General features: G+C 45.1%; 13 protein-coding genes. 9 read left to right on the forward strand and 4 right to left on the reverse strand.

Annotated elements, in window-relative coordinates; all coding sequences use genetic code 11:
• The first annotated feature begins 658 nt into the window (after positions 1-658).
• The 5 genes from AR543_RS00390 to AR543_RS00410 all read left to right on the forward strand — a co-directional run bounded on the left by AR543_RS00390 (position 659) and on the right by AR543_RS00410 (position 7,956).
• Positions 659-2,008: a hypothetical protein gene (locus tag AR543_RS00390; RefSeq protein ID WP_060530807.1), complete on the forward strand. Its 1,350-nt coding sequence runs from the start codon at positions 659-661 to the stop codon at positions 2,006-2,008.
• A gap of 63 nt (positions 2,009-2,071) precedes the next feature.
• Positions 2,072-3,436 carry a hypothetical protein gene (locus AR543_RS00395; protein WP_060530809.1) on the forward strand — a complete coding sequence of 455 codons (1,365 nt, stop codon included), beginning with the start codon at positions 2,072-2,074 and terminating at the stop codon, positions 3,434-3,436.
• Between the two features lie 151 nt (positions 3,437-3,587).
• A complete protein-coding gene (locus tag AR543_RS00400; RefSeq protein ID WP_060530811.1) occupies positions 3,588-4,958 on the forward strand; it encodes a hypothetical protein in 1,371 nt (456 codons plus the stop codon).
• Between the two features lie 60 nt (positions 4,959-5,018).
• Positions 5,019-6,350 (forward strand): DNA-binding protein, encoded by a 1,332-nt coding sequence (locus tag AR543_RS00405; RefSeq protein ID WP_145953874.1) that lies wholly within the window; start codon positions 5,019-5,021, stop codon positions 6,348-6,350.
• 193 nt (positions 6,351-6,543) lie between these two features.
• Positions 6,544-7,956, forward strand: coding sequence for a hypothetical protein (locus AR543_RS00410; protein ID WP_060530814.1), 1,413 nt, complete (start codon positions 6,544-6,546; stop codon positions 7,954-7,956).
• Positions 7,957-8,083: 127 nt separating this feature from the next.
• Here the strand turns inward: AR543_RS00410 and abc-f are convergent, their stop codons facing one another.
• Positions 8,084-9,706, reverse strand: coding sequence for a ribosomal protection-like ABC-F family protein (gene abc-f, locus AR543_RS00415; protein WP_060530816.1), 1,623 nt, complete (start codon positions 9,704-9,706; stop codon positions 8,084-8,086).
• Between the two features lie 74 nt (positions 9,707-9,780).
• Between abc-f and AR543_RS24160 the strand changes: the two genes are divergently transcribed.
• Positions 9,781-9,951, forward strand: coding sequence for a hypothetical protein (locus AR543_RS24160; protein ID WP_158523912.1), 171 nt, complete (start codon positions 9,781-9,783; stop codon positions 9,949-9,951).
• Positions 9,952-10,370: 419 nt separating this feature from the next.
• Here AR543_RS24160 and AR543_RS24165 read toward each other — a convergent pair whose 3' ends face one another.
• Together AR543_RS24165 and AR543_RS00420 are read right to left on the reverse strand one after the other, a co-directional pair.
• Positions 10,371-10,535: a hypothetical protein gene (locus AR543_RS24165; protein WP_017811085.1), complete on the reverse strand. Its 165-nt coding sequence runs from the start codon at positions 10,533-10,535 to the stop codon at positions 10,371-10,373.
• A gap of 83 nt (positions 10,536-10,618) precedes the next feature.
• The gene (locus AR543_RS00420; protein WP_060530818.1) at positions 10,619-11,206 is read right to left on the reverse strand and encodes a VanZ family protein; all 588 of its coding nucleotides are present in this window, start codon (positions 11,204-11,206) and stop codon (positions 10,619-10,621) included.
• A 181-nt stretch (positions 11,207-11,387) separates the two neighbouring features.
• On the opposite strand from AR543_RS00420, the gene AR543_RS00425 reads away from it, so the two are divergent.
• Positions 11,388-11,849, forward strand: coding sequence for a hypothetical protein (locus tag AR543_RS00425; RefSeq protein WP_060530820.1), 462 nt, complete (start codon positions 11,388-11,390; stop codon positions 11,847-11,849).
• A 100-nt stretch (positions 11,850-11,949) separates the two neighbouring features.
• On the forward strand, positions 11,950-13,518 hold the full coding sequence (locus AR543_RS00430) for an FAD-dependent oxidoreductase (RefSeq protein ID WP_060530823.1): 1,569 nt from the start codon (positions 11,950-11,952) through the stop codon (positions 13,516-13,518).
• Between the two features lie 122 nt (positions 13,519-13,640).
• Here the strand turns inward: AR543_RS00430 and AR543_RS00435 are convergent, their stop codons facing one another.
• Positions 13,641-13,976, reverse strand: a complete 336-nt coding sequence (locus AR543_RS00435) for a YrhK family protein (RefSeq protein ID WP_060530825.1) — start codon at positions 13,974-13,976, stop codon at positions 13,641-13,643.
• Between the two features lie 197 nt (positions 13,977-14,173).
• Between AR543_RS00435 and AR543_RS00440 the strand changes: the two genes are divergently transcribed.
• Positions 14,174-16,453 carry a hypothetical protein gene (locus AR543_RS00440; protein ID WP_060530827.1) on the forward strand — a complete coding sequence of 760 codons (2,280 nt, stop codon included), beginning with the start codon at positions 14,174-14,176 and terminating at the stop codon, positions 16,451-16,453.
• The last annotated feature ends 4 nt before the right edge of the window (positions 16,454-16,457 follow it).

Here is a 16,457-nt window from a genome sequence, read left to right on the forward strand (position 1 = left end):
GCTACTTGTACTGCTTACTTGCTACGATGAATCTACTGGCTACGGTCTTGCTACAACTTGCTAAGCAATGCTCTACAATCTAATTTCACCGCTATGTCAAAAAGCTTCGTTCTTGTGTGGTTCATCCTCTGCCGCCCCCGCGGTATCGATCCAATGCGGTGAAATCATAGTGGCAGGTGAAACGTTACGGCAAATAGAGTGACAAGTCGAAGGTATCAGAATTCTATCTGTATGCTGCCTGATTACCATCGCCTGTATGTCTATTATTGCAGCAGTTTACAAAAAACAGACTTATTTTTTTTGTAATCACTCCCTTTTTTTTCATGTAATGATTCTATTATGGAATTAATATGCGCAATTATGTAACGTTACCAAAAACGAACCCGGCAGCTTTTGAGTAACCTGTATAATAATAAAAATTATCTTTTTTTGGTAAAGTAAGGTGGAATCATCCATAGATATCTCTGCTAATAACGCATCTATGCTCTACTGTATCCGCGTATATAAAAGCAGAATAGATACAGATTCACCTATTTAGCAAATAATTTTTGGAACGTATTAGATCGGTCACTACGTAAAAGGTGATATAGGTCGTACAATAAATGGCAGCTCTGAATATAGCAACGTCTATGTTAATTCAGGAAAAGAGGTGATCCGCGTGAATAATCTAATCACATTACGAACCGAACTAGAGCAGGAGATTGCACGGCAGGGTTATTCTCTGAGCAGCTTCAGCAAAGCCTCAGGAATCAACCGGGGAATTCTGAGCGCTACCCTGAACGGCAATCCTCCTAAACCCATGTCGATCAACCAGCTAGACCGGATGTCCGCTACTCTCGGTAAGCCCGAAGGCTGGCTGTATGAACAGTTTATAGAAGAAAGCTTTAGTGAGCAGGGCAAAGCCAATTGGCGTCGTATCCGGCCACTGCTGCTGCGATGTATGGAGATTCATCGAAACGATTTGATCGAGCGTACCCTGTATCTGTTGATGGAAGACCCCAACCATGTTGGACACGTCTTCGAGCTGGCCGAAGAACAAGTCCAAGCTGGCGCTACAGTGGAAACGGTTCCTTTTTATAAATGTGTAATTGAGAATGAGCGGAATTACCAGTCGGAGCGTCTGGCGATCAGCCAGTATAGGATTTTCCGGGCTTCTCTGGGGCATAATATTGAAGATAATCTGAAAGCGGCATTGATTTTCGAGCCATTTCGGCATCGGCTGCCGGATTATTTGAAGCTGGATGCGCTGCTTAAACTGTCTATTGTAAATTATACCGTTCGAAATTGGGATATAGTTATCAAATTATCACAAGAGTTATATGACATATCCAGTCGTCTTCATAAGCAAAAACTGCAAGCAAAAGAAAAAAGTAAAGAATTTAAAATTCCCTTTACTGAACGCCCTCTTATCGTGTACTACGGTCAAAGCCAGTTGATGCAATTCGTTGCTAATGAACATTTGGAAGATTATGAAAAAGCAAGCGTGCATCTCAAAAAGTTCTCTAACCTTCACTGGTTTGAAGATGATCATCCTGAAAATCAAAAGTATATTGAACGCTTCGACTTCTTTGCTATGCTTAATGCGTTGAACCTAGAGATATTAACTGGCAATCAGGACAAATTAAATGAGTATTTTGATCTACTAAAAAAATATCCTGAAGAAGTTCTACCTAGTCTTTTGATTATTATCAAAGCAGCCAATACTCATGATTACGACATTGACCATTTTCTTACTTATTATGACGATATCATCTATCCAGAAGATATTATGGAATTTTTATTTAGTGAACAGGATGGCAATCGACTTTACTATGAGGTCTCAGTAGGAATTACTCGGTACGTCAACATGTATTATCAATTGGCTATCTATCACTGTAATCGCAAAATGTACGATGAAAAACTGGAGAAGGTTCTATATAGGTTGGAATCCACTGTCGAAAAATACAATCGTGGACGGATTATGGATTGCCTTAACCTTTTCAAAAAATTAAGAGAATTCACAAAATAGCAGCATGAATAAGACAATATGGTTACTACACTCTACAGAATGCGTAGAGTACGAGGTGAAAACATGACGCAATTAAAAACCCTGCGACACGAATTAGAGAAAGAGATCCTTCAGCGGGGTTACAGTCTGAGCAGCTTTAGCCGTCTATCCGGTGTGAATCGCGGCGTATTAAGTGCTACGCTTAATAGCAAAATTCCCAAACCTATCTCCATCCATCAGCTGGATCAGATGAATCTGGCTTTAGATAAACCTCCAGGTTGGCTATACGATTTATTTATTGAAGAATGCTTTTCTGCAGAGGAAAAGTCCAATTGGCGGCGTGTTCGCTCACTAATCATACGCTGTGTAGAATTGCAGCGAAGTGACCTGATAAATCGTATCTTATATTTACTTTTGGACGATCCATCTTATATCGACGAGGTATTTCGTCTCGCCGAGAACCTGATCCAAAAAGAAGAAAATCTGGCGATTCTACTATACAAATACGTTATTGAATACGAGCGTAATTCACACTCTGAACGTCTTGCTGTGAGTCATTATCGTATCTTTAAATCATTGATTGGAAATAATATCGAAACCAACCTGAAGGCAGCTTTAACTTTTGCTCCTCACCGCAATCTTCTACCGGTTCCGATGCAGTTGGATGCCTTGCTAAAACTTGCTAATATTTATTACTCACTGCAAGATTGGGAGCAGGCGGTAAACATGGCAGATGAGCTTTACCGACTTAGCTCCAAGGCATATCAACTAAGAATGCAAGCCAGACAAAATCATGGAGTCATTCCTTTTCTTGATCTGGAACGACCTCTTGTTGTGTATTATGGACAGGGATTATTACTTAAATGTGCTGTATACGAAGAAGAAGAAAAGTATGACAAAGCACAGATATATGTAGATTTATTTGCAGATTTGCAATGGTTTGAGGATGAGCATGCCGAGAACCAATACTATATTGATCGTTTTCGATTCTACTCCATAATTCATACTATGAATCTGGAACTGCTAACCGGCAAGGAACAGGTACTCGACAGGTACCTTCAGATTCTGGAACAGCATCCACAGGAAGTTTTGCCTTCTACGTTAATCATTATCGAAGCAGCCAACAAATATGGCTACAATGTTGACCCACTGCTTAGTCGCTATGAAGATATTATTTATCCTGCTGATATTCTGGATTATCTTATAGCAGGAAGCAAAGCCAGATACAACTATCAGGACGTGACCATAGGTATTAACCGATATATAGACCTCTATTATCAATTGGCTATCTATTACTGCGATCGGAACGTATACGACGAACGGCTGGAAAAAATCCTGTATACACTCGAATCTACAATTGAGCAGTATAATCGTGGACGCATTATGGACTGCCTTCATCTTTTCAAAAGGCTCCGTAAATTAACCGAGTCCTTGGAAAAACAAGTATAAGGTATTACTCTATATCTATACTTTAGCGATTCAACACAGGATTGGGGTAAAATCTTCAGGTACTAAGTTATCAAATCCTTGGTATGTCATTTCTACTACAAATGTCATTATTGCATAAGTTGTCTTTCTGTAAGAAAAGGGGAGATCCAAAGTGAACCGTATCCTGACCGTTCGTGAAATCTTGACAAAAGAAATGCGTTCACAATACTACACCATTAATTCTTTTAGCAAAGCATCCGGAATTAATAGAGGTGTGTTAAGCGCCACTATAAATGCTGATCCACCTCGCCCCATTTCAGTGAATCAACTCGATCGCATGGGAGAGACACTGGGTAAGCCGGAAGGATGGCTTTATGAACAATTTATTGAAGAAGCCTTTTTGCAGGATACCAAAGTGAATTGGAGAAGGGCACGTCCCTTGCTCCTTCGCTGTATACAACTAAATCGCATTGAACTCATAGACAAAATAATGGATTGGATAATGAAAGATGTATCTTATCTGTCCCAGATTTTCGAATTAGCAGAGCAGTTAACAGCTGATAGCCAACTGCGAGGTGCCCTTCCTCTCTATAGGAATATTATTCAATATGAGCGGAGTTACCAGTCAGAGCAATTAGCAGTCAGCCAATATCGTATCTTCCAGGCTGCAGCTGGAGAAATGATTGGTCAGAGTTTCAAAGCTGCGCTGATATTCCAGCCTTATTGTGCCCATTTGCCTGAGCATTTAATGCTGGACGCTCTTCTTAAGCTCTCCAATATTTATTTTACAGTCAAAGACTGGGAAGCCATGTCCGACTGTGCCGACAAATTAATGGAACTTAGTCACTCTATATATGCTCGCGAATATAAGCATCAATCAGCAAAGCATCGTACTCTCCACGTCAATACCAGTCGGCCTCTGGTTGTTTACTATGGTCAAAGTTATTTGATTAAGTTTACGGCTGCCGAATTCACCCAGAATTATCAGGAAGCAAATGATTACCTTTCCAAATTCTCGGATTTAAGCTGGTTTGAAGGGCTGGATGAGGAAGGACGTAATGAAGTCGCAAAGTTTACAATGTATGCGGATATAAACTCCCTGAATATCGAACTGCTGCAAGGCAACCATAACGTATTACCTGAATACAAAGAACTTTTATTCAAGTATCCTGGTGAAATTTTGGCCAGTGTGAATGTGATCTTGTACGCGGCTAATCTGCATGGATTTAACGTAGGCGACATTCTGGAGACTTTTCACGAACATATCTATTCATTCGATTCGGTCAATTTAATAGCAAGGTTTGAAACAGTAGAACATAATTATAAAGATCTATCGATAGGAGTTAGCCGCTATATCAATCTGTATTATGAACTTGCTGTATATCACTTTGACCAGAAATTGTATAACCATGACTTGGAAGCTATTTTGAATATATTGGAGCATGTTGTTCAAAACTATAGCTACGAGCATATATTAAACAGCCATACCCTTTTGCAAAAAATCAGAGAGATGAATTCAAATTTATTCACACCATATAAGTGATCTGGCACCTATATGTAAAACAAGCTGTTGGAGATGATAATTGTGCAGCAGGCTTACTGTTTGAACCATATAATCAAAAAAGAAATTCGGCAGCAAGGCTTCTCCTCGATCAGTCATTTCAGTAAAGTATCCGGCATCAATAGAGGCGTATTAAGCGCTACGCTGAACGAACATTCACCCAAATCCATTTCGATTCAGCAGCTCGATCAGATGAGCAAAGCGCTGCACAAGCCTCCAGGCTGGCTGTATGATGAATTTCTCATGGAGTCTTTCCCATCCAACGATAAACTGAACTGGCGCAAGCTAAAGCCTTTTCTGGTACGCTGTATACAGCTGAACAGAACGGCTAATCTTCATGCCCTGCTGGATAGGCTCGCTTCCCTTCCCGGGCAGCTTAATCACATATTTGAACTAGCCGAAGAGCTGGTGCAGGAGAACGATTATATAGCTATTCGTGACTTGTATGAGACGATTATCCGTCATGAAAAGGATCATCATTCCGAGAAGCTCGCTATCAGCCATTATCGTATATTTAATATGGAGATCGGGCTGGATCTAGAGAAAAATTATCGGGTAGCTATCAGCTTTGAGCCGTTTTATCAGAAGCTGCCTATCCATCTGAAACTGGATGCGCTGCTGCAGCTTGCTTTTCATTCGTATATTTTGCAGGATTGGGAACGGGTCAAAAAGTATGCTGTCGAGCTGCATCAATTGTCCCGTTCGCTTTATGAGCAGTTGTACACTCAAGAATCGACTGGCGAATCGGCTGTTCTCTCTTCCCTGCTTCGGCCTTTGGTTGTCTATTATGGGCAGAGTTACTTACTGCGCTTTTGTTCGCTTGAACTTGAAGGAAAGTATGAAGAAGCTCGACAATATCTGGAGCCATTCAGAGACCTGAGCTGGTTTCGCGGCCTGGACGAAGCTGGCAAAAAAGAAGTACACAAATTCAGTCTGTACGCCAAGTTCAACGAATACAATCTTGAACTGCTGCAAGGTAATCAACAAGCACTTCCTCGTTACCTGAAGCTTATGGAAGAACATCCTCTGGAGATCCTTCCGAGTCTGTTCATCCTGCTCAAAGCAAGCAATATTCACTACTGGAATATCGATCCTGTACTTGCCCAGTATGAGGACGTGATTTATCCTGCAGATATGCTGGAAAGTATTAATATTCGGCAGTCCTATACGGCTCAAGCTGACTTGAATCGCCATGTTCATATTTATTACCAACTGGCACTGTATCACCTTAATCGTGGCAAGCCGCTGGAGCAGTTGGATGTCATTTTATCCGCTATGGAAGAGACGATTAAGAACTTTAATAACTCCAGAATTGTGGATTGTCTGGCCTTGCTGCATAAGTTACAGACGATTCCTAAAATGGAAACCAAATAACCATTTCATTTCCCGCCGTCTATCCTCCGTGATAAGACGGCTTTTGATTTATGATACCTAAATTTGTACCAATCCATTAAAAGTAATTGACCGCAGTTCAAAGCCTAATATATAATGTAATAAATTTGAAGATCATGGGTTTACTGGGGCGCAACAAACGGGAAACTTTCGGAATAAAGGGGTGTGTTCGGTTATGATTACCAACACCACAACCATACGACTTGAGATTGAAAAAGGTATTCGACAAAAAGGACATTCACTTAGCAGCTTTGGTAAACTGGCTGGAATTAACCGTGGTATTATCAGCGGTATTTTGAATGGTAATCCGCCCAAATCGATTTCCATCCGCCAACTGGATCTAATGGCCGAAGCACTGGGTCACCCTGAAGGCTGGATGTATGAGTATTATGTGGATGAATGCTTTATCAATGAAAAGGCTGACTGGCGGCGGATTAAAGCATTTTTGTTAAGGTGTACAGAGATTGGAAGATATGACTGCATTCAGGCGGTGTTGGATCGCTTGATGGAAGATTTATCGAATACGGTTTCTGTATTTGGTTTGGCTGAGGAATTGTATGAAGAAGGCAAAGTAAAAGAATCTCTGCCTTTTTATGAATGCGTTATCGAGAATGAGAAACATCAACATTCGGAGAGACTGGCAATTGCTCATTATCGGGTTTTTAGAGCATCTATTGGTGAAAATACAGAAGAAACTTTTAGAGCAGCAGTACGTTTTGAACCATTCCGGGATCGCCTCCCTGAAAATTTTATGTTAGATGGATTATTTTATCTCGCTAATATTTATTATTTATTACAGAATTGGGATACAGTAGAGAGGTATGCAGAGGAGTTATCTAATTTAGTTACAATGGTTTATAATATTGAGTCAAAAAAAATAGATAATGACAATTGTTATTTACCTATAAAAACTGAAAGACCTTTGGTTTTTTATTATGGTCAATCTTCGCTAATTAAAGGTGTAGCTTTAGAGCATAAAGGCCATTATGAAGAGGCAAAAAAATACATTCTTCAATATATGGATTTAAGTTGGTTTAAAGGTTTGGATGAGGATGGCGAAAAAGAGGTTCATAAGCTTACTTACTTTGCAACAGCTAACATGTATCTTATGGACGTAATGATGGGTAATATTACTGTTCTACCTCAGTATATAGGATTTTTAGAAAATCATCCTGAAGAGATTCTTCCTGCAATATCTAATATTTTAAAAGCTGCTAATGAATATGAGTTTGATATAGATGAAATATTATCTAAATTTGCTAATGTTATCAAAAATGATTTTGTATACAGCAAATCACAAAGCAAAATTAGTCTTACAAGTCGATATATTAATTTACATTATCAACTTGCAATTTATAATTTAAGAAAACAATCGAATAATGAAGGTATTAGTAATTTAATTGAAAGCTTAAAGCTTTCAATTAAAATATATAATAAAAATAAAATATTAGATATTATAGCATTAATGCAACAAATAAAGTCTATAGCAACTTCTGAACAATTAGCTGAATATGAGAATTTGTTGAAAGGAGTCGGCTCAGATGAAAAGATTAACAATTTCGTTCATTCTTTTTTTAGGTCTAATTAGCATTTTACCTGTTTCTCCTCTTACCAATATGAATTCAGAGATAAATACTAAAGACCATGGTATGGGATTCTAAAAAAACAAAGTCCTTTAAAAGTTATTTAAAGGACTTTGTTTTTTTTGTGATTATTTATCTTGGATAATCCTCATAGTTCCCCAACGTTACTCTAAGTTCCCCATCCTCCAGACTCCATATCTGGCCCGCAATCCGGTTAATAAAATACCGATCATGCGACACTGTCAAAATCGTCCCTGGAAACTCCTCCAACGCCTCTTCCAATGCTTCTCTTGAGGAAATATCCAGATGATTCGTCGGTTCATCCAGAATCAGCAGATTCGGACGCTGGTGCATTAGTATCGCCAAACGCAAACGGCTCCATTCGCCACCCGACAATCCTGATACTTTCTTGAATACATCTGCTCCATAAAATAAGAATTTCGCCAGCTGCCCTCTTGCCTGGCCTTCTTCCATCCGAGCTTCCAGCTTGAACCACTCCAGCACCGTCTCGCCACGATCTGGCGGAGCGGCCTCCTGAGCGAGGTAACCGACATCGGTACGGGAGCCTAGTGTTAGGCTTCCTGCATCCGGTTCTTCTTGTCCGAGCACCATGCGCAGCAGGGTTGTTTTGCCTGCTCCATTGCCGCCGATAATTGCGGCATGCTCCCCATACCGCAGCAGCGCAGACGCTTCCTGCAGCAGAATCTTGTCGCCATAGCCTTTCCATACCTGATCCAGCACGAGTACCCGGTTACCCGAGCGGTCGCGTTGACGCCAATCCAGATCCATCTGGGCACGGTCCATGACCGGGCGTTTGACCTTTTGCATCCGATCCAGTGCTTTTTGCATAGAAGCAGCTTTTCGGTGGAATCCAGGGTTCGGCGGATTGGAGCGGTTGCCCCATTCGATCAGGCGCTTGATCGATTCCTGGATACGTTTGATCTCCTTTTGCTGTTCTTGGTAGTCTTCGAACTGGCGAACAAGTCGGCGCTGCTTTTCTTCTCGGTACGCAGAATAGTTCATCGGGTAGGTGGTTGCTTCGCCGTCTTCCAACTCGATGATCTCTTGTACGACCTTATCCAGAAAATAGCGATCGTGCGAAATAATAACTACTGTCGCCGATGATCCGGTGATAAACTGCTCCAGCCAGACGACCGCTTCCATATCCAGATGGTTGGTCGGTTCATCCAGCAGCAGGATATCCGGATCGGTGAGCAGCAGCGCTGCAAGACAGACTTTGGTCTTCTCGCCGCCGGATAATCCATTGAACAGACGGTCGTAACGATCTGTTCCAATACCGAGACCATTGGCAACGGCATCGATCCGGGCAGATATGGCATAGCCGCCCGCTTCTTCAAATTGATCCAGTGCTTCGCCATATTGACGAAGTACTTTTTGCATATCTTCTTCGGACAGACTGCTATCTGCCATTTGTATGGTCAGCTCTTCCATCCGCTGCTGCAAAGCAAGCAGTTCCCGGAAGCTGCCGCGCAGTACATCCAGAATCGTGGTACTGTCTTCGTAGGCAGGAACCTGCGCCAGATAACCTACACGGGCGCCTTTTTGAATATGCAGACTGCCCTGATATGGACGTTCCTGGCCGGACAGCATGCGGAACAGAGTGGTTTTACCGGCACCGTTGAGACCGATCAGGCCGGTTTTGCGGCCGCTGTGAATTTCGAGGGTAACGCTGGACAGGACCTGCTGGGCCCCATAATATTGTTGAACCTGCTGACAGGCAATCATAATCGACATATTGTATATTCTCCTCTATAGACTGCAGAGAAGATCAGGATGAACGGTACGAACAGGAATTGCATCATTCGCCAGTGGAAACCGGATTAGACTCATGGTCACTTTCAGCGATCAGCGATCAGCGATCAGCGATCAGCGATCAGCGATCAGCGATCAGCGATCAGCGATCAGCGATCAGCGATCAGCGATCAGCGATCAGCGATCAGCGATCAGCGATCAGCGATCAGCGATCAGCGGAATTGTAATGATGGCTCCTCTCCTTTGGAAGAGGTAAAATCCTGTTTCGTACGCATATTTACGAATAACAGGCTGTTTGTTCGGCATACCTGTTACTGTTTATTGTTCATTCTGTCTGTTCGTATCTGCAGCTGTGTGTATTTTTGAAGGAGAAATGCGCTGCTGCCTGTCAGCCCGGCGGAATCGCCGGAATCCCATATGTTCATTTGCCAATTGTATACATGAACATACGAAAAAACCGCAGGGAAATGTCCCTACGGCTGTACGATAAAAGATATCCCCGGATTACCGGGCATCTCTGGGTACAGACGCTTCATGCGCCGATACGGATCACAGAGATGTAGATCGCATGAAACAAGCAGGCATAAGAGTCATCTGTAGAGAGCATTATACTCTATTACAGATACCCCTCACAGGCTGCTGATGATCATGCTACATGTCCGACCGAGGCTGAAGGCAGGAGCGGCATTTCGCCATTGTACGAGTATTCATTTTTGGACAGACTTCTCCCGTCTTCACGAAATGAATGTACAATACTACAGCTGCCCAGCGGTCTGCGCTCCAGCGTAATAAATAATGGGAAAGTTAACATCCTGCCTCACCTCCTTGGTTGTAACGGATCAGGAATAGCCCAGGCTCCTTCCCGGGAGCGGTGGATTCGCTGATTCGTTGTGATTATTTACTTTTTAACACACCCGGCAGCCAAATGGCAAGCTTTTTCTGTCCGATCGATGTATGCAGCAGCACGTTCAGCAGCCCCCAGCCCAGCATCGACCCGGTAAAATTGAAGATAATATCGTTGATATCTACCGTACGATACGTGTACCCAAGCAGCAGATTCAGCAGTCCCTGCAAAGCCTCGATGACCAGCCCGATCCCCAGTCCCAGCCATATCATTCTCGCCCGGTGCTGCCGAACGGGAATTAGGAATGGCACCATAAGTCCATATGGAACGGTCATCAGGATATTAAGATAATTGGACTTGTCATCCAGAATGGAATCGTAAAACTGGGAATGAAAAGGAATCCAGTTGAACCGCACCATGCCCGGCTCGCTACCAGCCATGCGCATCAGTGTCAGCAGCTGCGGATCCACCGGAAACGGGAAAAAGGTATAGCGGATCACATTCAGCATATATATCCCGAAAATGCCGGCGATCAGCAAATATATCCCGTCTTTGCGGTACACACGATGCAGAATAAATAATACCAAAGTAATCAGGATCAGTCCGCCGATCCAGAATCGGCTATCAAATAGCAGCATATCATCCCTCCTGTCCCATAGTCATGCCTGCAATATAACAGTGATATGATATATAGAGGTATTATAATTTTAACTGCTTCTCCTGCCTCTATGCAAAATGCCATATCGGCAGAAGAACAGACAGACTATGCTATATATCTATGGATACGCAATCACACGACTGGAAATGGAGTGAATCTCGATGGAACATACTATACTTACACCTTCCTTGATGCAGCTGCTGAACGGACAGGACCTTCACAGCAAGCAGCATCTGGCTATGCCTTTACTCACGATCGGAGAAGACGGTTATCCTCATCAAGCGATGGTCAGTGCAGGTGAAGTACTAATGCTGGATGAACAGCATGTACGGCTCGCGCTCTGGCAGGGAACGACGACGACAGGCAATCTGCTGCGCAGCGGCAAGGGACTGCTTACTTTTGTCCGGGAAGGTGTATCCTATGCACTTCGCCTCTCCTGCACACCTCTGCCGGAGCTGACAGATGCCGTCTATCCACGGGCACGGTTCGAGGCTGTTGTGGAGCATGTACGGGAAGATACCGCCAAATATGCGGAGCTGACATCGGGCATTACGATTCGGCTGCTTCAGCCGGACGACGTGCTCGCCCGCTGGGAAGAAACACTGGCCGAGCTGCGTCGATAATTCCTCCGGTTCAATTCTTCGATTAGCGCCCTGCTGCCAGTGGTAATGAAAGGGTATGTTTGGTTACCCTATAACTTACGATCTGACAGGAGGGACAATTATGAAAGACGATACGAACAAGGATATCACCCGCAAAGCTGCCGAAACGGAACTGCCGGATCAATCCTACTCTTTTTGGCGTGCCACTACAGAGCTGCCTTCTTTTCCACCGCTGCGTGAAGAACTCGATGTAGAAATTGCTGTTGTCGGTGCCGGTATTACGGGGATTACCGCTGCCTATCTATTAGCCAAGGAGGGTAAACAGGTCGCCCTGTTCGACGCTGGCAAAGTACTGGATGGCACAACCGGTTATACCACTGCCAAAGTCACGTCCCAGCATGGCCTGATCTACGATCATCTGCGTAAGCATGTGGATGACCAGAGCGCTATTTTGTATTATGAGGCTGCCGAAGAAGCCAAGCGGTTTATGCAGCAGATGGTCGAGGATAACCAGATCGACTGCGACTGGCAGGAAGAGACTGCCTACGTCTATGTCGAATCGGATGACAAAGAGTTTAAGAATCTGGAACAGGAAATGGAAGCCTACCGGGAACTCGGTATTCCCGGTGAATGGGTAGAGTCCCTGCCAATCCCGCTGCGTGTCAAAGGCGCTATTGCCCTGCCCGGACAGGCACGCTTTCATCCACTGCAATATCTGAAATTCCTGCTGATGGAATTCCGGGTGATGGGTGGACAGGTATATGAAAATACGATGATCGAGGAAGTCGAGGATGGCGACCGTCCACGACTGCTGATCCAAGATCAGGAATTTGGCGTCACCTGCGACAAAGTCGTGTCCGGCTCGCACTATCCGGTGACGGATCAGAACGGATTTTACTTTGCCCGCTTGCAGCCGCAGCGTTCGTACACACTGGCGATTCGCGCGGAGACTCCATTCGAGGGTGGCATGTATATCAGTGCGGACGAGCCCAAGCACTCTCTGCGCTCGGCTACCTTTGACGGACAACAGTATGTAATTGTCGGCGGCAAAGGGCATCGTACCGGTCAGGAAGAAGAGACCACGATGCATTACGCGGATCTGGAGACCTTTTCCGGTATGCTGCTGGGCATCAAGGATATTCCGTATCGCTGGTCGGCGCAGGATCTGTATTCGCTGGACCGGATGCCCTGTATTGGCTATGTGACCAGCGACAAGCCCAATATTCTGGTCGGTACCGCTTATGCCAAATGGGGTATGACATCCGGTACACTGGCAGCGATCATGATGACCGATATGATCATGGGCCGGGAAAATCGGTATACCGATCTGTTCTCCCCTTCCCGCAAAATGCCGCTGCTGGAACGGATCAAAACGGCGGTCAGTCATAACGCGACGGTCGCCAAGGAACTGGTCACCGGCAAGCTTGATTTCAACCGGCGCAAAGCGGATGATCTAGAGCCGGATCAAGGCGCGATTATCTGGCATCATGGCAAACGCACTGGCGCTTACCGGGACCCGGATGGCAAGCTGCATGTAGTGGACACGACATGTACCCATATGGGCTGCGAAGTCGGCTGGAATGAAGCCGAACGCTCCTGGGACTGTCCTTGTCATGGCGGACGGTTCAGCTACACGGGTGAAGTGCTGGAAGGCCCGCCAACCGAGCCGCTAAAGCAGATCAAGTCCTGACTTTCCTTACCCACCGATACAATCTGCACATAAAAAATGAACCCTGGCTGCTGCAGCCGGGGTTTTGTATTTTATATATCCATCTTAATGGAAGCAGGCTTGTTCCAAATGCTGCATATCTGCTATTTTTCGGCCGTCTGGCTCTGTTCATTCATCCATTCCACATGGATTTTGCGTACCAGTGACAGGATGGCTCTAAATAATGTGTTGGCATTGCCGATAACAAACATGATTGTTCCGGTCTTGGTCTGGCTGGTAAAGAAAAAATAGCTGCCCACCAGAAAACAAATGGTCGTAATCATATCATTCAGCAGACTGATCAGCTCGTAACGGTTCTCGGCGACCAGACGACGTTTTTTGAAATCTACAGCCAGTTTGTAGGAGTCCGGCTTGTGTATTCGCATCCGGCGGCTTCTGACCGGTGCTTGAGCGGAACGATTGATCCGATGTTTGCGCATGATGTATCGCCTCCTCTGTTGCACTTACCCTCTATCATTGCAGTGACAACAATTTAGCCGAAATTTGAATAAAATTGTAAGATTTGCAGATGTTCAGCCACCATTTTATGTAAGGTAATGGTTTTAATGATATATTATGGTTCCTTTGTGGTACTGTATGAATACAGGCAATTCATTATGAAGTAAAGGATGACAATATGCGATCCCGAAAAAAATCACATCAACGTCCAAACCGTCCATTGATCATCACTGTTGTGGCGGCGGTTATCGTCATCGCCGCATTCTCCTTCTGGCTGCTGCGCGGCAGTCCGGCAGGCGCTCCTGCTGCCGATAATGATCCTACCGGCAAAGGCGGCTCGTATACGGTACCTGTCGTCGACAAGGACGGGATCAAACGCACCTCCACCGTCGTCGGCGAGCAGCTGGCTGTCTATGATGGCAGCACATGGCAGCCTTCCTTTTGGGCAGGAATCAACCTTGGTGCCACTACACCTGGTCACTATCCCGGAGAGCTGAATCCGACCAAGGAGGATTATTTACGCTGGTTCCCGGAAATGAAAGCGATGAATATCCGGGTACTGCGGATTTATACAATCCTGCCTCCTTTTTTCTATGAAGCGCTCAAAGAGTATAACGAGACGCAAAAAGAACCGCTGTATCTAATGCAGGGGGTATGGTCGCCGGAGGAAGAGCTGATCGGTGAAGATTCCCGTGGCCGCGATGCCTATACACCGGAGATTACCCAATCCTTTACCAAGGAGATTCAGGAAGCGGTCGGAGCGATTCACGGACAGATCACGATTGACGAGACTCCCGGACATGCGCATGGACAGTATACAGCGGATGTATCTCCGTATTTGCTGGGCTGGGTAGTCGGTACCGAGTGGTTCCCTTATGCGGTGGATGTAACGGATAAGGCACACCCGGATCAACCACCTTATAAAGGCAAATATTTTAGCGCGGATGCGGATGCTACGGCTTTTGAGAGCTGGGTCGCCAGCATGCTCGATGTAGCTGCAGAAGCCGATATGAAATACGGCTGGCAGCACCCGATGTCTTTTACCAACTGGGTGACTACCGATCCGCTCAAGCATCCGAATGAACCGCTGGAACAGGAAGATCTGGTATCGGTCGATCCGATGAATATCAAGCCTGTAGCCAGCTCCTGGCAGGCCGGCTATTTCTCTTCCTACCATATCTATCCGTATTATCCGGATCTGCTGCGTCAACAGCCGGAATACAAAAAGTATAAAAAAGCGGATGGTACCGTGAATCCGTATGCCGGTTATCTTCATGATATGCGCAAGCATCACAAAGGCATACCGCTGGTAGTTGCCGAGTTCGGGATGCCCAGTTCACGTGGAATGGCTCACTACGGTCCGCTTGGACGGAATCAAGGGATGCATACCGAAGAGGAGCAAGGCAAGCTCGATGCCGGACTGGTCAAGGATATTTATGATGAAGGTCTGGATGGCGCCCTGCTGTTCGAATGGCAGGATGAATGGTTCAAATTCACCTGGAATACGATAGATCTGGAGCCGGCAGACCGCCGAGCCATGTGGCGCAACCGGCTGACCAATGAAGAGCATTTTGGTGTGATCGCTGTCGAGCCGGAAGCCAGTGTGGACGATATGATTCACCTGGATGGCAAGACGGAAGACTGGGCTAAGAATCAGACCGCCATTACTCAGGACTATCCGGATATGACGATGCAGATGACGCATGATGCCGCCAACCTGTACGTCAAACTGGAAAAGAAAAACGGCAACTGGGATTTCAGCCAAAATAATCTGTATATCGGCTTTGATACGAATGGTGAAGGTAGCCTCAAATCGGATAAAGCGCCAGGTGTCACTTTTAACCAGCCGATCGAGTTCCTGGTGAGTATCCAGGGCAATACAGAAAAAGACAGTCATATCTACATTAACAGCGGCTATGATCAGCATACGTATCTGTATGGTGCTTCCCGCAAAGAAATTCCGTATGATCCCAAATATGCGGATGGAGCGGCCGGTTATTTCCTACCGTGGAAACTTGCACTGAACCGGGAGCTGTATTTGCCGCAGACCAAAGTCACTATGCCGTTTGAAGAACTGGAAGTCGGCAAGCTACATCATGGCATCAATGATCCAAACAGTCCGGAGTTCAACAATCTGTCGGACTGGTATGCCAAAGATAACGTGATTGAGTTCGCGATTCCGTGGATGCTGCTCGGCTTTATAGACCCAAGCTCACTGACAGTCTGGGAAAATCCGTATCAGGCCAAAGGAGTCGCTCCGCAAAAAACCGATGGCGTCAAAGCTTCTCCTGTACTCGTACCGAAAAACAGCCAGGCCGCGGTCAATGCACCGGCGTTTGGCAGCTATACCTGGGAACCATGGAACGAACCGGTCTCCCATGAACGTCCAAAGAAAAGCTATGCGATCTTGCAGGAAGCTTATGCACAATACGCAAAGCCTGCCAAGAAAGAACAATAGCATC

The organism is Paenibacillus bovis (genome assembly GCF_001421015.2).
Lineage (GTDB): Bacteria > Bacillota > Bacilli > Paenibacillales > Paenibacillaceae > Saccharibacillus > Saccharibacillus bovis.